The sequence below is a fragment of the Shinella agrisoli genome (assembly GCF_046557955.1).
GTDB lineage: Bacteria > Pseudomonadota > Alphaproteobacteria > Rhizobiales > Rhizobiaceae > Shinella.
Window position 1 is genome coordinate 56496 of record NZ_JBJIEP010000026.1, and the last position, 24485, is coordinate 80980.

Consider the following 24485-nt stretch of genomic DNA (forward strand, 5'->3'; position numbering starts at 1 on the left):
CTGAAGCTTACCGCGAACCGCCTGCGATGACTCTAGCTTTCAGGGACCGGCTTGTGGCAGGTTTCGGCAACCGTTTCAATGAAGTCGCGGGCGGCCGAATGGACCTCGTTGCGACGCCAGAACATTCCAACCTGCCATCGCATTCCGGAATGCTTGATCGTCTGCATGCCGACCGTGGCCGGATTGGCGACATTCCTCAGGCCGGACTCGTGCATCACGGCGACGCCCACTCCTTCCGCCACGAGCCGGAGCTGCACGAGGCTTTCGTTGACGTGGTGCGTGAGGCGGGGCGTGATGCCCATCGACCCCAGCAACCTGTCCACATAGCTCTCCAGGCCGGGAGCGATGCTTCGCTCCAGCCTTATGAACGGCAGGTCCCGAACCGCGGGACTTCGGATGCCCGTGACGAGATGGCCCAGCACCTTCGGATAGATGAAGATCAGCCGGTCCTCGGCGATCAGATGCGCTTCGAGATCGTGGGAGCCGGGCCAGCGCGCGAAAGCCACGTCCAGTTGTCTGGCGCGTACCATCTGCATCTGCAACTCCGACGTCAGGACATGAATGCCGAGATGCACGTCGGGATGATCGCATCGATACGCCGAAATCGCCTTCGTCATGATATCGATGGCCGAAGGCGTGCAGCCGATCGACAAGCGCCTTGCCTCTCCGCGGGCAATGCGCACGCCGCTCTTCCAAACCCTGCTCATGTCGTGGATCGCGGGGGCGATCTCGCCCAGGAAACGCTCCCCGAACGCGGTAAGCACCGTCCCCTGTCGCGAGCGCGAAAACAGCCGTTCACCCAGGACGTCTTCGAGCCTCTGGATCTGCTTGGTCAGGGTCGGCTGGGATATCCCGAGTTGCGCCGCCGCCCTGCCATAGCTGCATAATTCGCCGAGCTTGACGAACGAACGCAGCATGTCGAGGCTCATCGGCGACGAACCGGCGGCAGAAGCCTCCCCTTCATCAAACTTGGAGAGCCAGGTATGGGCATCGGGGCGGGCGAGCCATTCCTGTCCCAACGGAGAAGCATGCTGGACCGCGGCAACCTTGTTTGCTTGGTCCAGTTGAACCGGCAGCAGCACACTGCCTCTGGGTGCGCTCAATCCGAAGCTGGGAGGAAGTTCCGACACGCGCGAACCCAAAAAATCTAGTAATTCTATGCTTATAGTAATAAAAAAATTTTGCAGCAGAGAACGGAAAACCCTCTCAATTCTCCCACGGGAATGAGAACAGAATTCTAAATTTTCTCCGATTCAGGAGTGGCTGCCTCCTTTTGGCGCCCGAAACCGGCCGCCGTCATTCGAAAAGTTATCAGCCAGGCAAAGTCATTTCGATAGGCGGTGTTCTTCGAACGGCCGCATAGTGAGACCCACGTTTTGGCCGGCGGCGCGCGCAGATCGGCGCCGCCATTGGATCAGGAGCAGGGTCATGCATTTTGGTGGGAATAAGAGGTCGCGCCTGCGGAGCGCGTTTTGCGCGGTCACGGCGCTCATGGCGCTGCCCGTTGCCGCCTGGTCGCAGGATCTCCCGGCCGCCGCCGAGATCGTGGAGGCCTTCGCCTTTGCCGACGTAAAGTGGGCCGGGCCGGAAACGCCGGTGAAGGCCGAGCCCGGCAAGACGCTGGTGATCGTCGCGCTGACGATGAACTCCGTCTCCAACCAGCGGGTGGCGGCCGGCATCCAGGAGGCCGCGGCCAAGCTCGGCTGGCAGACGACGCTCGTCAACTCCGAGGGGAACATCGACAAGTTCGCCGCCGGCATCGATACCGCCGTGACGACCGGAGCGGACGGGATCGCCCTCATGGGAACCCTCTACGTGCCCCAGGCGCTCGAACGGGCGCGCGAGGCCGCAATCCCGATCGTGGGGTCGATCGACACGACGGAAAACCCGTTCTTCGCACAGGGCTACTACGCCCATATGGTGGCGGAACGCGGGGTCGAGATCGGTGCCGCCGCAGCCGCCCAGCTCGTCGTCGATCTCGGCGCCGAAACGCCGGTCGCCCTTTTTGCCGCGGCGCCCGGCGACCCCTTGGGAGACCTTCTGGTCCAGGGCGCCAAGCAGGTGCTGGAAGGGGCAGGAAACCCGATCCTGGCCGAACTGTCCCTGGAGTTCCCGGAGCTCGGGACGGGCACCATCGGGCAGAAGGCCGTCGCCGCCGTGCAGGCCAATCCGCAGATCGGGGCGTTCTGGGTCTCCTGGGATGCGCCGGCCTCGGAAATCGTCACCGCCTTCCGCAATGCCGGCATCGACCTTCCCGTCTATTCGACCTACGGCGATCCGCAGAACATCGATTTCATCCGCAACGGCCAGCTTCAGAAGGCCGACGTCCTGATCCCGCTCGAATGGGCCGGCTATGCGGTGGTTGACAATTTCGTGCGTATCTTCGCCGGCCAGCCATTGGCGGCCGATGCGCCGGACGGCGTGCCGATCAAGCTTCTCAATACCCAAAATCTCGATGCCGTGCTGCCGGAGGGAAGCACGGAATGGGACGGCGGCTTCGACTTCCGAACCCGCTATGAAACCCTCTGGGGGCTCGGCAGTTGATCGAGCGCGCAAGCCAAGCCCCTGCCGCGGGAGCCGGCTCTCCGGTTCCTGTCCGGCAAGGCATGGATCTGGCGGGCGTCGTGATGCGGTTCGGCGCGTCGCACGCGTTGGACGATGCCAGCCTGTCGGTGCCTGCCGGGCGCGTCACCGCGCTCGTGGGAGAGAACGGCTCCGGCAAGTCCACCCTCGTCAAGGTCCTGGCCGGCATCAACGCCCCGGCTGCGGGCAAGCTGACGCTTTTCGGCAGGCAAGTCGCCCTGCCGCTTGACCCCGAGCGCGCATATGCCGCCGGCATCCGCATCCTTCATCAGGACCTGGGTCTTATCCATGACGCGACCGTCGCCGAGAACATCGTGCTCGGCGTCGGTTACGGCGTGGGGATGTTCGGCCGGATTTCGGCCCGGCACCTGCGGCTCGCCGCCGGCGAGGCCCTGGCCGCCATCGGCGCCGACGTCGATCCCGACAGCCTCGTCGGCGAACTGTCCCTGCGGGATCGCACTTTCGTGGCGCTTGCCCGTCTCCTCGCGTCGGACCGGGGCGGACCGGACACCAATCGCCTGCTCATCCTGGACGAGCCGACGGCCGCCCTCGGCCCCGAGGACGCGGCGGCCGTCCACAAGGTGATCAGAAACGCGGCGGCGGCAGGCTCGGCGGTGCTTCTGATCTCCCATCATCTCGGCGAGGTGATCGCGCTTTCCGACGAGGTGGCGGTCCTGCGCCGCGGCCGGTCGATCGCCCAGGACGCGGCCACGGACCATACCGCAGCAAGTCTTGCGGCCCTGATGCTCGGCCGGGCCCACGCGCCGGTGCCTGGCCGCACGCCGCGCAGAAGGGACGGTGCAGAGAGGCTTGGCGAGGTTCTTGCCCTCGACGCCCTGGCGGGCGGCAAGCTCCGGTCGACGGACCTGTCGCTGCGTGCCGGCGAGGTGCTGGGGGTGAGCGGCGAGCGGTCGTCCGGCCCCGGTGACCTGGCGGCCATCCTGTCCGGCCGCCTGAAGCCCGAGGCGGGCCGCCTGCGGCTGGATGGCCGTGTCCTGCCTCACACGCGGCTTGCCGGAGCCGGAGTCGCGTTCGTGCCCGAGGACCGGCAGCGGCTCGGCATCCTGCCCGACTTCTCGATCGGCGAGAACGTGGCGCTGAGCAATCTGCGGCGGCGGCAGGCCCCGCGCTTCCTGCCCTTCCTGTCGCGCCATGCGAACCGGATCGCCGCCGAATGGATCTCCCGTCTCGACGTGAGGCCTGCGGACCCCTCGGCCATCGTCGGGCGCCTGTCCGGAGGCAATCAACAGAAGGTCGCGCTCGCACGTGCCCTGGAGCTTGCCCCCCGCGTGCTGGTGCTGGACGAACCGACCCAGGGCATCGATGTCGGGGCGCAGGCGATCATCCGCGCCGAGGTCGTCGCCTTCGCGCGCGCCGGCGGGGCGGTGCTGCTGATATCGACCAACCACGAGGAGCTGCTGGCGCTCTGCGATCGCATCCTGATCTTCGAACACGGACGGATCGTCAGGCATTTGGCGGGCGCGGAGTTCGACCGTGCCGCCCTCATCGACGTCGGCAGGCCCGCCGCCGAAGCCGCCGCGTCTTCGTCGCCCCGTCATTTCCAACAGGTCGAAACATGCCAATGATCTCCGGACACGCCGCCGCCCGCGAGCGGGCCATCAACGATCTTGCGATCCGGCTGTCCCTGGTCGTCGTCCTCGTGCTGCTGGTCGCCTTGTTTTCCATCCTGCGGCCGGAGCATTTCCCGACACTGCGCAATTTCGCGGCGATCATCACCCAGCAGGGGATACTCGTCCTCGCCGCGATCGCGGTGACCGTCACCCTGACCGTGAACGAATACGATCTCTCGGTGGGCGGGGTCATCGGCATCGTGGCGGTCTCGGCCGCATGGATGTTCGGCGAGGGCTATTCCGCGGCGGCGGTCATTCCCTTCGCGATCGGGCTTGCCCTGCTCGTCGGGGCGCTGAACGCCGTTCTCGTGGTGGGTGCCGGCATCACGTCCTTCATTGCCACCCTCGCCGTTTCGATGCTGCTTTCGGGCTTCGCCCTGATGCTGACCGGCGGTGCGCAGCTCTACCGCGGCATTCCGGTCTGGCTCAATGCGATCACCGGAACCAGGCTGCTGGGCGTTCCGTCGCTCGCCTATATCCTCCTCGGCGTCACCGCCGCGGCGTTCTATCTCATCGAGATGACGCCGGCCGGCCGCTATCTGCGGGCCACCGGCAGCGGCCGCGCCGCCGCCGAGCTGAACGGCCTGCGCACCCGGCGCCACGTCGTGGCGGCGTTCCTGGCGGGGTCGCTCGTCTCCGGACTCGCCGGGATCCTCTTCGTGGCCAACAACGGCGCCGTGGCCGCGGCGGCAGGGCAGAACTACACCCTGCCCGCCTATGCCGCCGCCTTCCTGGGCGCGACCGCCATCCGCCCGGTGCGCTTCAACGTGTTCGGTTCGGTGGTCGCCGTGCTCCTGCTGTCGGTCGGAACCTCGGGCCTCACCATGATCGGCGCGCCCATATGGGTGCCCGCCGTCTTCAACGCCTGCGCGCTTCTCTTCGCGCTCGTCTTCTCGCGGTGGCTACGAAGCCGCACCTAACCTCCGTTTCGCCGAAAAGGCCGTTCCATGACAAGACAGATCCAGCTTGCCGCCTTCATGAACGCCGGTCCGATGGGGACCACCGGGTGGCGGCATCCCGATGCCGATCCGGGTTTCCTGAAGGCCTCCTACTACCGCAAGGCCGCGCGCATCCTCGAAGAGGCCTGCTTCGACCTCGCCTTCATTCCCGATGCGCTTTCCGTGCCGCGCTCGCTGGGGAACTCCTACCGTCCGGCGGTCGAATGGGGTTCGGGAACGCCCCGGCTCGATCCCCTCGTCGCGCTCGGCGTCATGGCGGGCGTGACCGAGCATCTCGGCCTCGCGGCGACGATTTCGACGGGCTACAACGAGCCCTTCAACGTCGCCCGCGCGCTTGCGACCTTCGACCATCTGACGGATGGCCGCGCGGGGTGGAACATCGTCACCTCCTTCCAGGACGCCGAGGCGCAGAACTACGGCCAGCCGAGACTGCCCCCGCGCGACGACCGCTATGCCCGGGCAGAGGAGGTCGTCGAGGCGGCGACAAGGCTCTGGGACAGTTGGGAGGACGACACGCTGATCCAGGACAAGGAGAGCGGGCATTTCGGCCATCCCGAAAAGGTCCATTCCGTCGATTTCGAAGGAAAATACGTCCGCACGCAAGGGCCGCTTTCCGTGCCGCGCCCGCCGCAGGGCTACCCGCTGCTGATCCAGGCCGGCGCGTCGCCCCGCGGACGCGACTTCGCGGCCCGCTGGGCGGACGTGATCTTTTCGAGCAACGAGTCGCTCGACTCCGCTGTTGCGTTCTATTCGGACATCAAGTCGCGCGCGGCCGCCTTCGGCCGCGATCCCGACCAGGTGAAGATCCTTTGCGCCGCGACGGTGGTGGTCGGGGAAACAGACGAGGCGGCGCAGGCCAAGCACGCGGCCTTCGCCGAGCTGGTCCATCCGCTTGCCGGGCTGTCGCGGCTCGCCTATCACGTGAATGTCGACCTGACGAAATACGACCTCGACGGCCCTCTGCCCTCCCTCGAGGAGGTGGGCGTGCAGGGACACTACGAGGAGGTCGTCGAATTCGCCCGGCGCACCAACAAGACCGTGCGCGAAATCGGCCGCTGGTACGGCGCGCGGACCGAGGGCGACATGGTCGGCTCGCCCGGGACCATCGCTGACAACATGGAACTGTGGGTGGAGCGCGGCGCGGCGGACGGCTTCATGGTCCAGGCCACCCACCTGCCCGGAGCCTTCGAGGAATTTGCCGCGCTCGTCGTGCCGGAGCTCCAGCGCCGGGGACTGCACAAGACCTCCTATTCCGGCAGCACGGCGCGCGAGAATCTCGGCCTGAAGCGGCCGGAACGGGGCGAATGGAAAAACCGTGCGCTTCCGCGCAACGGCGGCGAGGCGTGAGGCGGATGGGGAACACGATCCTGCCCGAACATCCCTTGGTCGATGCGGGATGGCTCCGTCGCCATCGGGACGACGTGATCCTGCTCGACGCCTCGGTCGAACGCCGCGAGGGGCCGGAGGGTACGACGCTGTTCGGGCGCGGGCACGGGATTTTCGCGAAGGCCCATATTCCGGGCGCCCGTTTCGCCGATCTGTTCGACGGTTTTTCCGATCCGGAGGCTCCCTTCGCCTTTACCGTTCCGCGGCCGGAGCAGATCGAGGCCGCCGCGCGGGCGGCCGGCATCGACAATGACAGCGATGTCGTCGTCTATGACCAGCTCGGCGACGCATGGGCCGCCCGCATATGGTTCGTGCTGCGCGCATACGGGTTCGAAAGGGTGCGGGTGCTCGGCGGCGGTCTTGCGGCCTGGCAGGCCGCGGGCGGAGAGGTGGAGACGGGTGCCGCCGCACCGGTCTCCGCAGGCAGTTTCCGAGCCGCACCGAGACGGGACTGGTTCGTCGACACGGCGACCGTCCGCCGGATCGCCGAGGCACCACCCGATCCGCAGCGTCCGCTCATCAGCGGCCTGCGCGAAGCCTCGTTCAGAAAAGCCCACATTCCCGGAAGCCTGTCGTTGCCCTATCCCGACCTGCGCGACGCGGCAGGGACGATCCATCCCGACCGCGTGCGGACCCTGCTCGGCGATCTCGGCGTGCCGACGACGAGCCGGCCGGTGCTCTACTGCGGCGGCGGCATCAATGCGGCCGGCCTGGCGCTCGCGCTGACGGCGGCCGGCATGTCCGGGCTGAAGATCTACGACGATTCGATGAACGGCTGGCTTTCGGAACCCGGCCTGCCGGTTTCCGAAGGGGAAGGCCACAGGTTTCCGCATGACAAGACATGACAGACCAGGCCCCGTCCCGGACCGCTCCCTTCCCCTGCGCCGCAGCGGGGCTGCTCGCCAGACGGTCGGGGAGGCCCGCCCATGAACAGGACATTGGTGATCTTCGACATCGACGGCACGCTGGTCGATACGGCCGGCCTGCACAACAGGCTGATCGGGGACGTCCTCGCCCGCGACGGGCTCGACCTCGCATTCAAGCCCGCTGCAGCCTATGCGCACTACACAGACTATTGCGTCCTCGACGACCTGTACCGGCACAACCACGGCCGCCCGGTAAGCGCGAGTGACCTCTCCCGCTACGACGCGCTTTATGCCGAAGCCCTCGAGGCGTGGCTTCCCGGAAACCCGCTGCGGGAGATAGCCGGTGCCAGGACCTTGCTGAAAGATCTGGCCGCGCGCGACGACGTGATCGTCGCCTTCGCCACGGGATCCCTGCGCGCAATGGCCAGGATCAAGCTCGCCTTCCTGGAGGTCGACGCCGATCGGGCCGTGCTCGCCACGGGAAGCGAGCATCTGACGCGCGAGGCGATCGTGCACGATGCGGCGATGCAGGCGGAGGCCCGGTTCGGCGAGGCCTGCAGGGTGGTCATCCTGGGCGACGGCCCCTGGGACCAGCGCACGGCGCAGAACCTCGCGCTTGCCTTCGTCGCGATCGAAAGCGGAACGCACCGTTTCGGCAAGGGGCCGGTGGCCGTGCAGTCCGACTATATCGGTTTCGGCGCGGAAACACTGATCGGGCATGCAAGCCCGATAGACGGCTTCCGCCGGCGGGCGGCGGCGTTGCGGAACCCAAACCGGCATATTGAAACGGAAGACAGCCTTCCGGGCCGCTTCCCCTGAAACAGGAGACATCATGAAGGAACTGAGCTGGAGCGACCCCGAAATCCGCCGGGAGCTGGCAAATCTCAAGGCGGCGAAGCCGTTCGTCTACGGATTGACGAACTATGTGGCCGCCAATCTTTCCGCGAATGTCCTGCTCGCCGTGGGCGCGGGACCGGCGATAGGATCCGCCCTCGACTGGCCGAGCGTCTTCGGCGCGCATGCGGGCGCCGTCTGGATCAACGCCGCAAGCCTGCTTGCAGACACCCCCGAAAGCCTTCGAACCGCCGCACGCGCGGCGCACGAGCATGGCGTGCCGTGGGTGCTCGACCCCGTTGCCGTGGGGGCCGGCGCGCCCGAATACGATGCGGCGATCAAGGGGCTTCTCGAGTTCCGCCCGGCCGCGATCCGCGGGAATGCATCCGAACTGGTGGCGCTTGCCGGCGGGGCCGGCGGCGGTCAGGGCGTTGAGACGACCCTGACATCCGAAGCCGCCCTGCCCTTCCTGCAATCGCTGGCGTCGGAACTCGGGACCATCGCCGCCGTCAGCGGTCCGGTGGACTATGTCACGGACGGCAGGGAAACCGTCAGCGTCAGCGGCGGCGATGTACGGCTGACACAGGTGACAGGTGCCGGCTGCAGCCTTGGTGCTTTGACGGCCGGCCTTCTCGCCAAAGCGACCGACCCCCTTCATGCCGTCGTTGCGGCTCACGCCGCTTACAGCGCTGCCGCCGAGCGGGCTTCACGCGCCCGCGGCACGGCGAGCTTCGCCATCGCGTTCCTCGATGAGCTTTCATTGCTGGAGGTGTGACATCACGCGCTCGTCGACCGAGATCTGGAGCCCAAGTAACCGATCATGGAAACGACCCATTCCAACCATGTGTGAGCCATGGACTTCGTTCACGACCAATTGGCCACTAGGCGCAAAATCCGGGTGTTGACAGTGGTCGATACCTTCTCGCGCTTTTCGCCCGCGGTTGATGCACGCTTACCGGGACGAGGATGTAGTTCAGACACTTGAACGGGTGTGCCGGCAGGTCGGTTATCCGGCATCGATCCGCGTCGACAATGGCAGCGAATTCATCTCCCCGTGACCTTGATCTATGGGCCACCACAAGAGCGTGGTGCTCGATTTCTCACGTCCTGGCAATCTCCACCCACAACAGCTACATCGAGAGCTTCAACGGCAAGTTTCGCGCCGAATGCCTGAACGCTCATTGGTTCATGAGCCTTGACGATGCACGGGCGCAGATGGAGGATTGGCGTAGAGACTATAACGAGTTCCGGCCACACAATGCGATCGGCAACAAAGTGCCGATTTCGCTCATGAACGGCTCATCGGCATAGTTGCCGAGCTGTGCCTCAACTCCGGAAAATTCCAGCCCTCCGCTGGCCCAAAATCGGGGAGCGCCTCATCCCCACAGAAGCCATATGGCTAACTGGTCGCAAAAACGGGATCATTGCGTTCATTAATTCCACGTTATACTTTCACTGCGGAAAGCGAGGACGACCTCCCCCGTCTGTACGGGAAAGCCAGTCCGGGACGGCCCGGGCAGTCAGGAGGTCAAGGTGCGTTCCCTGGGCGATCGTGCTCGTCACGCCATCAGCTTCGAAATTCTCGGCCTCGCCCTCGTGACGCCCCTTGGAGCGTGGGCGTTCGACATGCCGATGCATGACATCGGGATCGTCAGCATCGTCAGTGCCACGATCGCGACCGCCTGGAACTTCGCCTACAATTACCTGTTCGATCTGGTCTTGCAGCGGGCCGCCGGCACGACCGAAAAAAGCAGCCTCGTGCGCATCTGTCATGCAATTCTGTTCGAAGTCGGCCTCCTTGCGGTACTCATGCCCTTCATCGCCTGGTATCTCGCCATCTCGCTTTGGCAGGCGCTGGTGATGGACCTCTCCTTCGCGCTTTTCTACATGGTGTACGCATTCATCTTCAACTGGGCCTATGACCGCTTGTTTCCGCTGCCGGAGTGGAAGGTCGAAACACGGGAAATCCGATGACCGGCCGCAACGGCGCCGTACCTGCCGGCAGGCCGGCCGAAAGATGGTCCCTGCTTCGCTGGTTCATCTCCTACGGCACGTTGACCGTGCCCCAGGCGGCAGGCCCCGTCGCATTCTCGCTGGTGGCCCTGAGCCTGACGGGCGACACCGGCGGCGGAGCCGCCATGATCCTCGCAATGACGATTGCCCAGGTCGTCGGCGCGGTTCCGCTGACGCGGCTTGGCAGGAATTTTCCCTCCGCGACAGCATTGAAGCTGTTGCTCACCGTTCGTACGCTCGCCCTTGCTTCGATCGTCGTGTGCATAGCCTATGCGGCGCCGTTCCTGTGGCTCATCCTGCTGGCGGCGGTCGCGGGCTCGGTCAACGGAGCGGCATACGGATACCTGAGGTCCATTCTGAACCATTTCACGCCTGCCGCCCGGCTGCCGCGCGCGCTTGGCATCGCGGCGACGCTCAACGAGGTGACATTCGTGCTTGCGCCGGTCGCCGCATCGGGCCTGGGCACAATCTCCCCCATCCTCGCCGTCCTGGCTCTGACGGTTCTCGGCGCCATGCCGGCCCTGCTGATTCCCCATACGGGTTCGATCCGATCGGAGGAGGCCCGTCAAGCCGGCGGATCCGTCCTCAGCCCGACGATCCTGCTGTGGCTCTTCTGCGCCGGAGCAGGCGGCGCCGCGGTCGCGGCCATCGAGATCGGTGCCGTCGCCCTGGCGCTGAGCTTCGGTTACGCGCCTGGATGGGCGATACTGTTCACGGTTCCCCTATGCCTGGCTTCCGTAGCCGGCGGCGCCTGGATAAGCGTGCGAAACCGGATGGCGACGCGGACGGTCGTCCTGATCCAGCTCTCCACGATGACACTGGGCTGCGCGCTTGCCGCGCTTGGCCAGTCCCTCGCGGCGACCATCGCCGGGGCGGTGTTGATCGGCTCCGTCCTGGCTCCGCTGGCCACCTATTACTCGCTCGTCCTCGACATGGTCGCCCCTCCGCAAAGACGGCCGGAAGTGTTCGCATTGCTGCGCACGGCAAACGCGATAGGCGTCATCTTCACCAGTGCGGTCCTGACGATAGTGTCGCTGTCCATGGCCTTGATCGTCGTCACCGGCTTGATGGCCGCGGTAACAGCAATGGTTGCAGCGGCCTCGGCCGAGTCCCGCACGCCTTGAGGGCACACGGGCCCGCTTCGTTATTCGAAATCAGTGCTGACGGTCCATCGCTCCCACGCGGCCATTTCCTCAAGCACGGCATCGATCTTGCTCCGGCTACGCTTCAGCGCGTCCGAACCGAGAAGAAGGTGTACCGGCGGATCATCAGCCCTCGCCACGTCCAGAATGACGCGGGCCGCCCGATCGGGATCGCCGAGCTGATGCCGGTTGACCTCCTCGAGCGCCGATATGGTCTTGCCTACGGACTCGCCGTAGGCGGCGCTTTCGCCCCGGCTCATCCGGATCGAGCCTGCGGCCAGGAAATCCGTCCGGAACTGGCCGGGAGCGACCGCCGTGACCTTGATGCCCAAGGGGGCGACCTCGGGCGCCAATGAGGCGGAGAACCCCTCGAGCGCATGCTTTGCCGCCGAATAAAGCGCGGCGCCGACGCTCGGGGCACGGCCGGCGATCGAGGTGATGTTGATGATATGGCCGCTGCGCTGGGACCGGAGGTAGGGCAGAGCAGCCCGCACGATCCGGACGGGGGCGAACACATCCACGGCGAAGAGATTCGTCAGTTCTTCGTCCGTGGACCCTTCAACCGCACCGAGGAGACCGTAGCCTGCATTGTTGACGATGACGTCGATCTTTCCCGCCAGCTCGAACGCGTCGCGAACGACTGTCGCGATGCTAAGGGGATCGGACATATCGGCCTTGACGATATGGAGCTGCCCGCCGTCGCCCGTCAGCGGCGGCGGTTCGCCGCGCACCGTGCCGATGACCCTGTCCCCCTCGGCGAGCGCGGCCTTCGCGATCGCGAGACCCAGCCCGCGGGAAACTCCCGTGATGAACCATGTCTTCATGGTGAGCGTCCTCTTTTCCGACGAGGCGAATTTGAAGGGGTATCGAACATCCCCCGCGATGATTTGCGGAATCGATACTGGCGACGGCGGCCGAGCACTTCCACGGATCTATGCCGAAGCGCCCTCCTTGAGGTACCAGCCCCAGGGCTGATCCGTGGCGTACCTGGTGATCTGCTTCGTCTCCAGGTAGTTTTCGAGGCCCCAGCGGCCGAGCTCGCGGCCGATACCGGACTGCTTGTAGCCACCCCACGGCGCCTCGGTGAATGTCGGCTGCGAGCAATTGATCCAGACAATGCCGGCACGAAGCGAGCGCGCGACGCGTTCCGTGCGTGCGTCGTCCCTGGACATCACAGCGGCTGCCAGGCCGAAGCGCGAGTCGTTGGCATGGCCAACCGCCTCCTCCTCGGTCGAGAAGGGGCGGATGCAGACGACGGGGCCGAAAATCTCCTCGGTCCAGGCGGCGCTGTCGAGCGGCACGTCCGTCAGGATGGCCGGCTGGAGGAAATAGCCCTTGCCGAGACCGTCGGGGCGCTCGCCGCCATAGGCGACAGTGGCCCCGGCCTCACGCGCTGCGGCGATGGCGCGGCGAACCTGGCCATATTGGCGCTCGGAGACGAGCGGGCCGAGAAGCGTTCCCGCATCGAAGCCGTTGCCGATCGCGATCTTCCCCGTCTCTTCAATGAGGCGTGCCATCAGCCGCGCATAGATCCCTTCCTGGACCAGCACCCGCGACGTGGCGGAGCAGACCTGCCCCTGGTTCCAGAAGATGCCGAACATGATCCATTCGACGGCCTGTTCGATGTCGGCGTCGTCGAAGACGATGAAGGGCGATTTGCCGCCCAGTTCAAGGCTGACGCGCTTGATGTCCTTCGCGGCGGCGGCCATCACCTTCGAGCCGGTCGGAACCGAACCGGTGAAGGCGAGCTTGTCGACGCCGGGGTGGTCGGCGAGCGGCTGTCCCGCTTCCGCGCCCAGTCCGGTCACGATGTTGAGGACACCGGGCGGCAGACCGGCTTCATCGGCGATTGCGGCGAGTTCCAGTGCCGTCAGCGGCGTCAGCTCCGACGGTTTGAGGACCATGGTGCAGCCGGCGGCGAGCGCGGGCGCAACCTTCCAGGCCGCCATCAGCAGCGGATAGTTCCAGGGAATGATGGCCCCGGCCACGCCGACCGGCTCCTTCACGACCTTGGACGAGAACCGCTCGTCGGGAAGCGCGATCGTCTCCTCGAAGCCATTATCCATCTGCTCGGCGAGGCCGGCATAGAAATCGAAGCAGCCGGCGGCATCGCCGATGTCCCACTCGGCTTCCGGCAAAGGCTTGCCATTGTCGAGCACTTCGAGCTTGGACAGCTCGGCCTGCCGCGTCCGGATACCCTCGGCGATGGCGCGCAGGTATTTCGCCCTCTCCGCGCCGGAGAGCCGCGGCCACTCGCCGGCGTCGAACGCCCGCCGTGCGGCTTTAACCGCCGCGTCGACATCCTCGGCCGTTGCCGCGGCAACCGTATGAAACACCTCTTCGGTGGCCGGATTGACGACGTCGAAGGTGCCGCCCTTCAGCGGACGAACCCATTTGCCGTCGATGTAAAGCTCGCTGCGCATGTCCGTGCCCTTTCCAATTCCGTCCTACATGTGGCGCGTGAGGCCGCCGTCGACGCGCAGGTTCTGCCCGGTGATGTAGCCGGCGTCGTCCGACAGCAGGAAAGCCGCCGTCTTCGCGATCTCGGCGACCGAGCCGATCCGCCGCAACGGGATCGACGCGGCGAAGGCGGCATCGTGGTTCATGCTGTCGATGTAGCCCGGGAGGATGGAGTTCATGCGGATGTTCTTCGGGCCGTAGAGATCGGAATACATCTTCGTATAGGCCGCGACCGCCGCCCGGTAGGCGCAGGAGATCGGATAGTTCGCATCGGGCTCGAAGGTCGCCAGCGTCGTGATGTTGAGGAACGCGCCGCCGCCCTGGCGGAGCATCGTCGGCGTCGCCAGCTTCGCCATGCGCTGGACCGACAAGAGGACGGACTCGTTGCCGGCCTTCCAGAGCTCGTCGTCGATGTCGAGCAGATTGCCGGTCGGCGGGTGCCCTGTATTGTTGACCACCGCGTCGATGCGGCCGAAGGTGTCGAGCGCCTTGCCGACAAGTGTCTGAAGATCAGCAAGGCTTGCGGTCGTGCCGGCAATCCCTACGCCGCCAAGTTCCTCCGCCAGTTCCACGGCGGAGCCGGACGGCGACAGCAAGGCGAGCCTGTAGCCGCGCCCGTGGAGTTCGCGGGCGATCGCCGCGCCCATGCCGCGGCCGGCTCCGGTGATGACGGCCACCGGCCTGTCGATTTGCGTTTCTGCCATCGTTCCCTCAATTCCTGCTGAGATAGACGTCCGGGATCGCGCCCCGGAAGACGCGGTCCATGATGATGGCGAGCATGACGATGGCGAGGCTTGCGCGCACGCCGAGGCCGAATTCCATGCGGGTCAGGCCGCGCGTCACCTCCGCGCCCAGTCCGCCCGCCCCGACGAGGCCGGCGAGCACGACCATCGCAAGGGACAGCAGGATGCACTGGTTCACGCCGACGAGGAGCGTGGGCAGCGCGGACGGCAGCTCGATCTTCCGGAGGATCTCGCCTTTCCGGGCACCGATCGCCGCGCCGAGCTCGAGGCGCTCCTGCGGTATCTGCGCCATGGCAAGCACGGTCAGGCGCACCATCGGGGCGATGCCGTAGACGATGGTCGAAATCAGCGCCGGAACGGTTCCGAGGCCGAAGAGGATGACCGCCGGCACGAGATAGACCCACGGCGGCAGGGTCTGCATGATGTCGAGGAACGGCCGCGCAGCCGCTTCGGCCCTGGCGCTTCTCGACAGGAGGATGCCGATCGGAATGCCGGCGGCGATCGAGAACAGGACCGCCAGGACGACGAGTGCGATCGTCTGGACCGTTGCGTCCCACATGCCGAGCACCATGCAGAGCATGAGCCCTGCGAGCGTCAGCAGACCCTTCTGCCATCCGGACAGGAGCAGCGCGACGACCGCCAGGATGACCGCGACGACCGGCGGCGGGGCGAGCGACAGGACGGTGACGATGCCGTTCACCCAGAAATCGAAGAAGGCGGCGATGGCCGAGAAGACGCCGTGATAGTGGACGTTGAGCCACGACAGCGCCGGGCCGGCGAATGCGCCGGGAGAAAGCCGGATGTCATCCATGCGCGCCTCCCGATCTGAAGGTTGCGAGACGCTGGGAGAAGCGATCGAGGACGATGCTGAGCACGACGATCGCGATCCCCGCGTTGATGGATTGGTCGATCTGCAAGGTGCGGACCGCGTCGTAGACCGTCTGGCCGAGGCCGTCCGAGCCGACGATCCCCGCGATCACCACCATGCCGAAGCCAAGCATGAGGCTCTGGTTGACGCCGGCGAGGATGGAGGGAAAGGCAAAGGGGATGCGGATCTTGAAGAGAGCTTGCAGCGGCTTCATGCCGACCGCGTGGCCGAGCTCGCGGAACTGGACGGGAGTCATCCTGATGCCGTGCGCCGTCAGGCGCATCGCCGGCGGGATCGCCACCAGGCTCGTCGCGCACATCGCGGTGGCGGGGCCGTATCCGAGCAACGCGATGCCGGGAAGGAGGTAGATGTAGGCCGGCATCGTCTGGATGAAGTCGAGGACGACGTCGCTCACCCGGTTCAGGCCTGCCGACAAACCGACGAGGATGCCGGCCGGGATCGCGATGAGGAGCGCCATAAGGGTCGAGCTCAGGACCAGGGTCAATGTGGTCATCGTGTCCGCCCACAATCCCATTGCCTGGCACAGCCAGAGGCCTGCAGCGGCCGCGACCGCGAAGACCCGGCCGACGAAAAGCCAGCCGGCGACCAGGACGAGCAGGATGAACGCCCAATAGGGAACCACGGCGAGCATCGCATCGATGCCCTCGAAGATCCCGTCGAGGATCAGCCGAAAGAAATCGAACAGCGCCGTGGCATTGTCGTTCACCCACATGAGGCCGTCGTCGACGACGACGTCAAAGGGTTCTGTTATCTCGAACATCTCTTCCTCCGCGGATAAACGCCTGGGGACCATTCAGCGAATGTCGATGCCTCTTACGGCCTTCAACAGGTCCTCGCGGCTGACGGCTCCGACCAGCCGCGCGCCGTCCATGATGGCGAGCCGATCCGCCTTGCGCGCAAGCGCCAGGTCGATCATCGTCTGCAGGTCGTCATCGACGTTTGCCTGCGACGCGGATGTGACGGATTTCACGGCATCGGGCGAGGTATCCATCACCGAGTGGGCCTTGACCAGGCGCAGACGCGAGATGCCCTCGACGAAGTCGGCGACATAGTCGTCGGCCGGATTGAGCACGATCTCTTCCGGCGTGCCGATCTGGACGATGCGGCCCTCCTTCATGATGGCGATCCGGTCGCCGATCCGGATGGCCTCCTCCAGGTCGTGCGTGATGAAGATCGAGGTCTTGTTGAGCCGCGTCGAAAGCTGCCGGAATTCGATCTGCAACTGCTTGCGGATCAGCGGGTCGAGCGCGCTGAACGGCTCGTCCATCAGCAGGATTTCCGGGTTTGCCGCCAAGGCGCGGGCGATGCCGACACGCTGCTGCATGCCGCCGGAGAGCTCGCCGGGATAGCGGTCCGCCCAGTTGTCGAGGCCGACGGTCTCAAGCGCGGCACGGCAGGTCTCCAGCCTCCTGGCCTTGTCGATCCGCTGCACCTCAAGCGGCAACGAGACATTTTGCAGGACCGTTCGATAGGGCAGCAGCGCGACGTGCTGGAACACCATCCCGATATGCCTGGCCCGAAGGTCGCGAAGGTCGGCGCTGCCCAGCTTACAGACATCCTTGCCGCGCACGATGACCTCGCCGACGCTCGGCTCGATCAGGCGGTTGAAATGCCGGATCAGCGTCGACTTCCCGCTGCCGGAAAGGCCCATGATGCAGAATGTCTCGCCTTCGAAGACCTCGAAGGAGGCATTCGCGACCGCGACGACACAGCCGAACTCCTTGAGGATCTGCTCCTTGTCGTGCGTCCCGCTCTTGGCGGCGGCGACAGCGGCAGCGCCGTTCTCCCCGAAGAATTTCCAGACGGAGCGGCACTCGATGACTTTTGCGCGCTGGGCGGTACGGGTGTCTTTTTCGAGATTGATCACGTTCATGACCCCTCCCCGGTCTTGTGAGTGAAGCGAGGCGGCGCCGGACGGTTTAACTCCAGGCGCCGCCACATGAACGCGTCGTTACTTGGACGACATCTCGGACCACTTGTCGACCAGCGCGGCGTTCTTCTGCCACCAGTCGTCGACGGCCTGCTCGACCGTCTTGCCGTCATTCATCGCGCCGTTGATCGCGGTCACGTCTTCGATCGGCACATATACGCTTGCCAGCGCCTCACGGACATGTGCGTCCTCTGCGGAGAAACCCTTCCTGGCGATCCAGTAGTAGGTCTGCGGCGGTGCGAAGATGCCCTTCGGATCCTTGAGGAACTTCACGTCGAACTTCTGCACCATCCACGACGGGTCCCACAGCATCGTCACGATGGGTTCCTTGCGTTCGAGGGAGGACTGAAGCTGCGCCACCATCGCCGCCGTGCTGCCGTCGATGACCTGGTACTTCAGATCGTAATCCTTGACCGCGGCGGCAACGTCGCGCATGAGGCCCGAACCGGGCTCGATCCCGACGATCTTGCCGCCGACCTGGTCCGTGATCGTGTTGAGCTGGTCGACGGAGTCGATCTGCACATAGGAGGGAACGACGAGGCCCTGATAGAGGCCGTGCGAAACGACCGAGACCTTCTCGAGCCGGTTCTTGTTCTTCGCCCAGTAGTCGGAGGTCACGTAGTTGATCTGGGACGTGAGGATATCGACATCCCCTTTCGAAAGCGCGCCGAAGGCGATGCCCCATTCCGAAAACTTGGTGAGCTCGACCTTGTAACCCTCCTTCTCAAGGAATTTCTGGGTGATCAGCGAGATGGGGAGCAAATCCTCCCATCCGAGGCTGCCCATCTTGATCACCTTTTCCTGGGCCTGCACCGATACGGCGCTCATCACCGCGAAAGCGGCAGCGGTAAACAACTTTACAAGCTTTTTCATCTTCGTTCCCTTTCTGATTTTGACGTTATTTCCTGACGGCACGCTATCGGATTTCGTCCCCTCCCCTGATCGCCTAGACGTTGAGCGCTTCGAGCGCGCGCTGCAGTTCCCTGTCCTCTTCGGCATTCAGCTTCTGCAGCGGCCTGCGGACGTTGCCGGTCCCGTAGCCGCGAAGCTCGGAGGCGCGCAGAACGGATGGCGTGTATTTCGTGCGCCAGATGAACAGCAGCGACGGCAGCATGCGCTGCCACAGCTCAAGCGCTTCGGCATAGCGCTTGCCGGCGACGAGATCGTAGAGCTTGACCGCCTCGTGCGGCATGTAGTTGGCACCGCCCCAGATCACGCCCCTGGTTCCGGCCATCAGCGCGTAGACGGTGGTCGTATCCGCCCCATTGAGGACGCCCGAGGTCACCTGGAGATATTCCTGGTGGGTCGTCAGGTCGCCGGCGCTGTCCTTGATGTAGTTGAAGTTCTTCAGTTCGACGAGGCGCTTCAAGAGGTCGGCCGAGACGGAAATCCCGGTCGCCTGCGGGATGTTGTAGCCGATGATGTCGATGCCGATAGCCGCATCGATTTCCTTGTAGAACTCGAACAGGCCGTCATCGTCCGACGGACCTTCGAAGTATGGCGGGAGGATCATCAGCGCATCGGCGCCGATCGATTCAGCGTGCTTCGACCGGCGGATGACCTCGTCCATGTTCAGGGCGGAGGTCTGGCAGATGACCTTGCACCGGCCACCGATGCGCTTGGCGCCGGTTTCGTAGAGGTTGTTGCACTCTTCTTCTGTGAGATAGGGATGCTGGCCCGTGCCGGCGCCCAGCACGAGACCGTGCACGCCGGCATCGACATATTTGTCGATCAGCTCCTCGAACACGCCGATGTTGATGCTGCCGTCGTCATCGAACGGAGTCTGCATCGCGAGGTTGATGCCCTTGAGGTCTGCCATGAACAATTCCTTTCAGATCAATCAGACTTCCTGGCCGGCCTGCCGGAACCGGCGGCCGGTGACGAAGCGCACGCCAAGCGACGTGATGAGTTTCGGATAGGCTCGGCTCGGCGGCGTCTTCCGCTTGAGGATCTCGATGACGGGCGAGGTCATTCCGGCCGCGAGCTCGGCGACCGCCTTGCCGAAGGCCGTGCCGCGGGATACGCCGGTCCCGTTGCAGAAGGCCGCGCCGTAGACATTGTCGGCGAGCTTGCCGAACACCATGCCGCCGTTCTGCGCGAGCGTCAGCAGGCCGCCCCAGCTCGCCTCGAAGCCGATCGACGACAGCTCGGGCCAGCGGCGGTCGAACGCGACCTGCTGATGCCGGCGCGTCTCCATGACCTCGTCATGCGTCATCTTGAAATTGTCGGCGTAGGAATAGACGTTCCGCAGGAACAGGCGGTTGTCGACTGTTCTTCGCACGGTGGTGCCGAAGCTGTCCGCCGGGATGAGGCCGTAGGCCGGCCGGTCGCCCGCCTTGGCCAGTTCCGCCTCCGTCAGCGGACGGGTCATGCTGGCGAAGGTGTACACGGGAATGGCGCTGTTCGGGTAGAAGCCGAACTTCGTCAGGTATCCGGCGGCGCAGATGATCACCTTCTTGGGACGGATCGTGCCGGTCGCCGTCTCGAATACGTGCCGCGGCGAACCGTAGGTGACGCCGGTGACAGGAGTGTTCTCATGGACGGTCACATTCTTCGGCAGCAGCCGCGTCATATTCTTCAGGTACTTGGCAGGCTGGATGAGGATCGTTCCGGGATGGTGAAGGGCGCGGATATAATGCTTGCTGCCCGTGATCGCCTGTATCTCCTCGCGCTCGACCCATCGGTATTTCTGGCCCATGCGGTCGAGGGCCTTCGAGAAATTGACGAGGTCCGCGACACCGTGATCGGTCGCGGCGCTGTGGTATTTGCCCTGCGGGTCCCAATCGCATTCGACGCCGAGCTCCTCGACGGCCGAGCGGAGATAGGCGTTGCCTTCGAGATTTGCCGCAAGTTCGTCCAGGTTTCCCTGCACGTCCTCGACGAAATCGTGCTTGCGGGGATTGTGCGCGAGATCGATCGCAAAGCCCATGCAGCGGCCGGCCGCGTTGTTTCCGATCCTGCCCGCATCGACCAGGGTGACCGATGCGTCGGGCTGCACCTCCGCAAAGCGCCGGGCTGCGTGCAGGCCCATCCAGCCGCCGCCGATCACGAGGCAGTCGCAGTCGACGTCGCCGCGGTGCGGCACCAGCGGAAGCTCCGGCCCGGACGTCAGATACCATCCCGAGGGGGTCGCCTCGATATGCGGCGGCTGCACGGAAATATGGCGGCTGGACTGCGAAATAGCTGAACCCATGACTATTCTCTTTGGAACGCGGGATCCAATCCCGCTGGCCCGGCGGCCGGCTTTACTGTTCCAGAGAGCGTAGACGCCATTTTCCCGCCGCTGTAGACGAAAAAGAAGACGCCTGATATAAATTCAGCTCATGTCAAAGCTTCGCTACATGCTGCCCTCGACGCAGTCGCTCTTCGTCTTCGAAGCGGCCGCCAGGAACCTCAACTTCAAGCTTGCGGCTGCGGAATTGAACGTGACGCAGCCGAGCATTTCCCACGCGATCAAGGCGCTCGAACGGCATTGCAACGTGGATCTTTTTGTCCGGGACAACCGGGGCGTACAGCTCACGGAGGCAGGACGTCTCCTGTACGACAGCGTCCGTTCGGGATTTCAGCGCATCGAGCATAGCCTGAAGACCATCACCGCCAGGGACACCCAGTATATTACCGTGGCGGCATCCACGTCCCTCGCTGCGCACTGGCTCGTGCCGAAGCTGCCGATCTTCCAGCAGCGCCATCCCGGCATCAAGATCAAGATCGTCACCACCGATCGCGACGTCGAACCCGACCATCAGGTGGACATGACGATCTGGCTGCGGCCGCGGAATTTCGAGCGGCCGAACAGCTGGTACATGTGCGAGGAGGTCATCTACCCGGTCTGCACACCTTCTTATCTGGCAAGCGCGCCGCCGCTGAAATCCGTCGAGGATCTGGCGCGCCACCAGCTCATCCACTCCTCCGACCCGCATCGCAAACGGATGGGGTGGAGCGAGTGGCTCGGCATCTTTGGCGTCGCGTCCGCCGAGGCCGAGCCTGACCTGGTGTTCAACGACTACCAGCTCGCCATCCAGGCGGCTCTCGCCGGCGAGGGCGTGGTTCTCGGCTGGGCGATCACGACGCATCTGCTTCGCCGCAACAGGCTTCTCGTGCGGCCGCTCATGGAAGAGCTGACGACGGAAAACGCCTTCTTCGTGATCGCAAACGAGCGCAGTTCAAAAACTGAGGAGATGAAGTTGCTCGTGGATTGGGTGGTGGAGGAGGCCCGGGCCTCCTGACCGTCGCGGACAGCCGCAACCGGTTCTTCGCGCAGGACGATGAAACGGGTGATGAAACGGAAGCAAGCGCAGCATGCTGCGCCCGCTCGCCCTGGTATGTGGCTGCGTAATGTCAGGGACATCGGTTTGCGCGCTACGAGCAGCCGAGGCGGGCATGCCATACACCGCGCGTGAGCGGACCGCCTCGCCCCGGCCGGCGAGCGCCAGCACTCACATTTTCGTTCGCTCCGCCTTGGGATCGTACATCGGGCGCAGCGACGCGTCGGCCGCATAGCGCCTGCCCGCAATTTCGATTTCGTAGGTCGACGCGAGCACATCCGCCTCGGACTCGCCCTCGCACGGCACATACCCCATTCCGATCGCGCCGCCGAGATGATGGCCATAGTTCCCGGATGTGATGATGGAAACAATCCTCCCATCCCGGACGAGCGCCTCGTTGTGGAAGAGAAGGGGTTCCGGGTCGCGCAGCCGGAACTGGACCATCCGCCGCTTCAGCCCTTCGGCCTTCACCTTCAGGACTGCATCGCGGCCGATGAACTCGCCTTTGCCGGTCTTGACCGCAAAGCCGAGGCCCGCCTCCAGAACGTGGTCCTCGTCGGTGATGTCGTGGCCGAAATGGCGGAAAGCCTTTTCGATGCGGCAGGAATCGAGCGTGTGCAGCCCGCACAGCTTCAGGCCGAGATCACGCCCGGCCTCTTCGATCGCCTCGAAGACATGGGCGGCCTGGTCGGTGGACACGTAAAGCTCCCATCCCAGCTCGCCGACATAGGTGACGCGGTGCGCGCGGGCGAGCCCCATGCCGATCTCGACCTCCTGTGCCGTGCCGAAGGGAAAAGCCTCGTTGGAGAAATCGTTCGGGCTGATGCGCGTGATGAGATCGCGCGACTTCGGCCCCATCAGGACAAGCACGGCCTCCGCCGCCGTGACATCGGTGATGACCACGAACTCTTCCGGGCGCAACTGCTTGCGCAGCCAGGCTAGATCGCGCTGGAGCGTCGCCCCCGGCACGACCGCGAAGAAGGTCGTCGAGGAGAGCCGGGTAACGGTGAGGTCGCTCTCGATGCCGCCGCGCTCGTTGAGCATCTGCGTGTAGACGATCCTGCCGGGCGCGACGTCCATCTGGTTGGCGCAGAGCCTTTGCAGGAAGGCGAGCGCATCGCGACCCTCGACCCGGATCTTGCCGAAGGAGGTCATGTCGAAGAGGCCGACGCCGTTCCTGACGGCCAGATGCTCCTCGCGCTGGTTCTCGAACCAGTTCTGCCGCTTCCACGAATAGCGGTATTCCCGCTCCTCCCCTTCCCTCGCGAACCAGTTGGCGCGCTCCCAGCCGGCGACCTCGCCGAAGACCGCGCCGCGGGCCTTCAGGTGCTCGTGCAGCGGCGAGCGGCGCACGCCGCGGGCCGTCGCCATCTGGCGGTAGGGGAAGTGGTCGGCATAGAGCAGGCCGAGCGTTTCGGAGACGCGGTCCTTCAGATAGGCGCGGTTCTTCTGGAACGGCTGGGCGCGGCGGATATCGACCTCCCAGAGATCGAAGGGCGGCTCGCCGTCATTCATCCACTGGGCGAGCGCCATGCCCGCCCCGCCGGAGGAGACGATGCCGATGGAATTGTAGCCGGCGGCGACCCAGTAGCCGCGCAGTTCCGGGGCCTCGCCGAGATAGTAGCGGTCGTCGGGTGTGAAGCTTTCCGGACCGTTGAAGAAGGTGTGGATGCCGGCCGTCTCCAGCATCGGCATGCGGTTCACGGCCTTTTCGAGGATGGGCTCGAAATGCTCGAAATCTTCCGGCAACTGGTCGAAGCAGAAGTCCTCGCTGATGCCCTCCATGCCCCAGGGCTTGGCCTTCGGCTCGAAGGCCCCGAGGAGCATCTTGCCGGCATCCTCCTTGTAGTAGGCGCACTCGTCGGGAACACGCAGGACCGGCAGGCGGGTCAGCCCCTCGATCGCTTCCGTCACGATGTAGAAATGCTCGCAGGCATGCAGCGGCAGGGTGACGCCGGAGCGGGCGGCGAGATCGCGTCCCCACATGCCGCCGCAATTGACGACGAGATCGGTCTCGATCGTCCCCTCTTCCTCGCCGCGCGCCCAGGATACGCCGGTGACGCGGCCGTCGCGATCATGGACGGCCGTGACCTTGACGTTCTCGATGATCTTCGCCCCGCGCTGGCGGGCGCCCTTGGCGAGCGCCATGGCGATGTTGGCCGGGTCGCACTGGCCGTCGAGCGGCAGATGCACGGCGCCGAGCACGTCGGAAACGTTGAGATGCGGATAGAGGTTCTTCACCTCCTGCGGCGAAATCTCGTGCACATCCACGTCGAACGCACGCGCAAGGCTCGCCTGGCGGTAGATTTCCTCCTTGCGCTCCTCGGTGAGCGCCACCGTGATGGAACCGTTCTGGCGCATGCCGGTGGCGATCCCTGTCTCGGCCTCCAGCTTGACATAGAGGTCGGCGGAATATTTCGCGAGGCGCGTCATGTTCTGCGAGGCACGCAGCTGGCCGATGAGGCCGGCGGCGTGCCAGGTGGTGCCTGACGTGAGCTGCTTGCGCTCGAGCAGCACGACATCCGTCCAGCCGAGCTTGGCGAGGTGGTAGGCGACGGAGCAACCCGAAATACCGCCTCCGATGATGACGACGCGCGCTTTTTGAGGGATGTTGCTCATGAAGGTCTTTCCATTGTTGCAGCCACGCGGGCAAATGGCGCTTTCCAACGCCTGAATGCGCTAGAGCCGGCTGGCGAGCTCGGGCAGAGCGTCGAAGAGGTCTGCGACGAGGCCGTAGTCTGCGACCTGGAAGATCGGCGCCTCCTCGTCCTTGTTGATGGCGAC

At 65.0% G+C, this 24485-nt stretch carries 21 protein-coding genes and 2 pseudogenes; 11 read left to right on the plus strand and 12 right to left on the minus strand.

From position 1 onward, the window contains the following. Nucleotides 1-32 precede the first annotated feature (32 nt). On the minus strand, nt 33-1082 hold the full coding sequence (locus ACIIOY_RS22525; protein WP_411036912.1) for a LysR family transcriptional regulator: 1050 nt from the start codon (nt 1080-1082) through the stop codon (nt 33-35). A 409-nt stretch (nt 1083-1491) separates the two neighbouring features. Here ACIIOY_RS22525 and ACIIOY_RS22530 point away from each other — a divergent pair, with 409 nt between their 5' ends. The 10 genes and pseudogenes from ACIIOY_RS22530 to ACIIOY_RS22575 all read left to right on the plus strand — a co-directional run bounded on the left by ACIIOY_RS22530 (nt 1492) and on the right by ACIIOY_RS22575 (nt 11396). Beyond that, a complete protein-coding gene (locus ACIIOY_RS22530; RefSeq protein ID WP_411036913.1) occupies nt 1492-2544 on the plus strand; it encodes a sugar ABC transporter substrate-binding protein in 1053 nt (350 codons plus the stop codon). A gap of 62 nt (nt 2545-2606) precedes the next feature. After that, entirely contained in the window at nt 2607-4169 is a 1563-nt protein-coding gene (locus ACIIOY_RS22535; protein ID WP_411036914.1) for a sugar ABC transporter ATP-binding protein, read from the plus strand. Further along, nucleotides 4166-5134, plus strand: a complete 969-nt coding sequence (locus tag ACIIOY_RS22540; protein WP_411036915.1) for an ABC transporter permease — start codon at nt 4166-4168, stop codon at nt 5132-5134. Before ACIIOY_RS22535 ends, ACIIOY_RS22540 begins: the two co-directional genes overlap by 4 nt. A gap of 27 nt (nt 5135-5161) precedes the next feature. Beyond that, the gene (locus ACIIOY_RS22545; RefSeq protein WP_411036916.1) at nt 5162-6520 is read left to right on the plus strand and encodes an LLM class flavin-dependent oxidoreductase; all 1359 of its coding nucleotides are present in this window, start codon (nt 5162-5164) and stop codon (nt 6518-6520) included. Nucleotides 6521-6525: 5 nt separating this feature from the next. Further along, nucleotides 6526-7404 (plus strand): sulfurtransferase, encoded by an 879-nt coding sequence (locus tag ACIIOY_RS22550; RefSeq protein WP_411036917.1) that lies wholly within the window; start codon nt 6526-6528, stop codon nt 7402-7404. Nucleotides 7405-7500: 96 nt separating this feature from the next. Beyond that, on the plus strand, nt 7501-8244 hold the full coding sequence (locus ACIIOY_RS22555; RefSeq protein ID WP_411036933.1) for an HAD family hydrolase: 744 nt from the start codon (nt 7501-7503) through the stop codon (nt 8242-8244). Between the two features lie 13 nt (nt 8245-8257). Further along, a complete protein-coding gene (thiM, locus tag ACIIOY_RS22560; RefSeq protein ID WP_411036918.1) occupies nt 8258-9034 on the plus strand; it encodes a hydroxyethylthiazole kinase in 777 nt (258 codons plus the stop codon). A 75-nt stretch (nt 9035-9109) separates the two neighbouring features. Next, nucleotides 9110-9570: pseudogene (locus ACIIOY_RS22565) on the plus strand (integrase core domain-containing protein); the annotation flags it as partial. A gap of 222 nt (nt 9571-9792) precedes the next feature. Then, nucleotides 9793-10233, plus strand: a complete 441-nt coding sequence (locus ACIIOY_RS22570) for a PACE efflux transporter (RefSeq protein WP_411036919.1) — start codon at nt 9793-9795, stop codon at nt 10231-10233. Further along, the gene (locus tag ACIIOY_RS22575) at nt 10230-11396 is read left to right on the plus strand and encodes an MFS transporter (protein ID WP_411036920.1); all 1167 of its coding nucleotides are present in this window, start codon (nt 10230-10232) and stop codon (nt 11394-11396) included. Before ACIIOY_RS22570 ends, ACIIOY_RS22575 begins: the two co-directional genes overlap by 4 nt. Before the next feature lie 20 nt (nt 11397-11416). Here the strand turns inward: ACIIOY_RS22575 and ACIIOY_RS22580 are convergent, their stop codons facing one another. The 9 genes from ACIIOY_RS22580 to ACIIOY_RS22620 all read right to left on the minus strand — a co-directional run bounded on the left by ACIIOY_RS22580 (nt 11417) and on the right by ACIIOY_RS22620 (nt 20629). Beyond that, nucleotides 11417-12238 (minus strand): SDR family NAD(P)-dependent oxidoreductase, encoded by an 822-nt coding sequence (locus ACIIOY_RS22580; RefSeq protein WP_411036921.1) that lies wholly within the window; start codon nt 12236-12238, stop codon nt 11417-11419. A 108-nt stretch (nt 12239-12346) separates the two neighbouring features. Next, complete coding sequence (locus ACIIOY_RS22585) at nt 12347-13837, minus strand: aldehyde dehydrogenase family protein (RefSeq protein ID WP_411036922.1); 1491 nt, start codon at nt 13835-13837, stop codon at nt 12347-12349. Between the two features lie 24 nt (nt 13838-13861). Then, nucleotides 13862-14578, minus strand: coding sequence for an SDR family oxidoreductase (locus ACIIOY_RS22590; protein WP_411036923.1), 717 nt, complete (start codon nt 14576-14578; stop codon nt 13862-13864). A gap of 7 nt (nt 14579-14585) precedes the next feature. Then, nucleotides 14586-15428, minus strand: coding sequence for an ABC transporter permease (locus ACIIOY_RS22595; protein WP_411036924.1), 843 nt, complete (start codon nt 15426-15428; stop codon nt 14586-14588). Beyond that, the gene (locus ACIIOY_RS22600; protein ID WP_411036925.1) at nt 15421-16266 is read right to left on the minus strand and encodes an ABC transporter permease; all 846 of its coding nucleotides are present in this window, start codon (nt 16264-16266) and stop codon (nt 15421-15423) included. Before ACIIOY_RS22600 ends, ACIIOY_RS22595 begins: the two co-directional genes overlap by 8 nt. Nucleotides 16267-16299: 33 nt before the next feature. Further along, the gene (locus ACIIOY_RS22605) at nt 16300-17379 is read right to left on the minus strand and encodes a quaternary amine ABC transporter ATP-binding protein (protein WP_411036926.1); all 1080 of its coding nucleotides are present in this window, start codon (nt 17377-17379) and stop codon (nt 16300-16302) included. A gap of 78 nt (nt 17380-17457) precedes the next feature. Beyond that, entirely contained in the window at nt 17458-18309 is an 852-nt protein-coding gene (locus ACIIOY_RS22610) for a glycine betaine ABC transporter substrate-binding protein (protein ID WP_411036927.1), read from the minus strand. Nucleotides 18310-18382: 73 nt separating this feature from the next. Beyond that, the gene (locus ACIIOY_RS22615; protein ID WP_411036928.1) at nt 18383-19255 is read right to left on the minus strand and encodes a dihydrodipicolinate synthase family protein; all 873 of its coding nucleotides are present in this window, start codon (nt 19253-19255) and stop codon (nt 18383-18385) included. A gap of 21 nt (nt 19256-19276) precedes the next feature. Continuing rightward, nucleotides 19277-20629, minus strand: coding sequence for an NAD(P)/FAD-dependent oxidoreductase (locus tag ACIIOY_RS22620; protein ID WP_411036929.1), 1353 nt, complete (start codon nt 20627-20629; stop codon nt 19277-19279). Between the two features lie 130 nt (nt 20630-20759). Here ACIIOY_RS22620 and ACIIOY_RS22625 point away from each other — a divergent pair, with 130 nt between their 5' ends. Then, on the plus strand, nt 20760-21662 hold the full coding sequence (locus tag ACIIOY_RS22625) for a LysR substrate-binding domain-containing protein (RefSeq protein ID WP_411036930.1): 903 nt from the start codon (nt 20760-20762) through the stop codon (nt 21660-21662). A 210-nt stretch (nt 21663-21872) separates the two neighbouring features. Here the strand turns inward: ACIIOY_RS22625 and ACIIOY_RS22630 are convergent, their stop codons facing one another. Together ACIIOY_RS22630 and ACIIOY_RS22635 are read right to left on the minus strand one after the other, a co-directional pair. Beyond that, nucleotides 21873-24320 carry a GcvT family protein gene (locus tag ACIIOY_RS22630; RefSeq protein WP_411036931.1) on the minus strand — a complete coding sequence of 816 codons (2448 nt, stop codon included), beginning with the start codon at nt 24318-24320 and terminating at the stop codon, nt 21873-21875. 60 nt (nt 24321-24380) lie between these two features. Then, nucleotides 24381-24485 (minus strand): annotated as a pseudogene (locus ACIIOY_RS22635) (electron transfer flavoprotein subunit alpha/FixB family protein); the annotation flags it as partial.

Coding starts and splice junctions, on each gene's coding strand:
- ACIIOY_RS22530 (WP_411036913.1), top strand. CDS start 1,492: ATGGCGCTGCCCGTTGCCGCCTGGTCGCAGGATCTCCCGGCCGCCGCC.
- ACIIOY_RS22535 (WP_411036914.1), top strand. CDS start 2,607: ATGGATCTGGCGGGCGTCGTGATGCGGTTCGGCGCGTCGCACGCGTTG.
- ACIIOY_RS22540 (WP_411036915.1), top strand. CDS start 4,166: ATGATCTCCGGACACGCCGCCGCCCGCGAGCGGGCCATCAACGATCTT.
- ACIIOY_RS22545 (WP_411036916.1), top strand. CDS start 5,162: ATGACAAGACAGATCCAGCTTGCCGCCTTCATGAACGCCGGTCCGATG.
- ACIIOY_RS22550 (WP_411036917.1), top strand. CDS start 6,526: ATGGGGAACACGATCCTGCCCGAACATCCCTTGGTCGATGCGGGATGG.
- thiM (WP_411036918.1), top strand. CDS start 8,258: ATGAAGGAACTGAGCTGGAGCGACCCCGAAATCCGCCGGGAGCTGGCA.
- ACIIOY_RS22575 (WP_411036920.1), top strand. CDS start 10,230: ATGACCGGCCGCAACGGCGCCGTACCTGCCGGCAGGCCGGCCGAAAGA.
- ACIIOY_RS22580 (WP_411036921.1), bottom strand. CDS start 12,238: ATGAAGACATGGTTCATCACGGGAGTTTCCCGCGGGCTGGGTCTCGCG.
- ACIIOY_RS22585 (WP_411036922.1), bottom strand. CDS start 13,837: ATGCGCAGCGAGCTTTACATCGACGGCAAATGGGTTCGTCCGCTGAAG.
- ACIIOY_RS22590 (WP_411036923.1), bottom strand. CDS start 14,578: ATGGCAGAAACGCAAATCGACAGGCCGGTGGCCGTCATCACCGGAGCC.
- ACIIOY_RS22595 (WP_411036924.1), bottom strand. CDS start 15,428: ATGGATGACATCCGGCTTTCTCCCGGCGCATTCGCCGGCCCGGCGCTG.
- ACIIOY_RS22600 (WP_411036925.1), bottom strand. CDS start 16,266: ATGTTCGAGATAACAGAACCCTTTGACGTCGTCGTCGACGACGGCCTC.
- ACIIOY_RS22605 (WP_411036926.1), bottom strand. CDS start 17,379: ATGAACGTGATCAATCTCGAAAAAGACACCCGTACCGCCCAGCGCGCA.
- ACIIOY_RS22610 (WP_411036927.1), bottom strand. CDS start 18,309: ATGAAAAAGCTTGTAAAGTTGTTTACCGCTGCCGCTTTCGCGGTGATG.
- ACIIOY_RS22615 (WP_411036928.1), bottom strand. CDS start 19,255: ATGGCAGACCTCAAGGGCATCAACCTCGCGATGCAGACTCCGTTCGAT.
- ACIIOY_RS22620 (WP_411036929.1), bottom strand. CDS start 20,629: ATGGGTTCAGCTATTTCGCAGTCCAGCCGCCATATTTCCGTGCAGCCG.
- ACIIOY_RS22625 (WP_411036930.1), top strand. CDS start 20,760: ATGTCAAAGCTTCGCTACATGCTGCCCTCGACGCAGTCGCTCTTCGTC.
- ACIIOY_RS22630 (WP_411036931.1), bottom strand. CDS start 24,320: ATGAGCAACATCCCTCAAAAAGCGCGCGTCGTCATCATCGGAGGCGGT.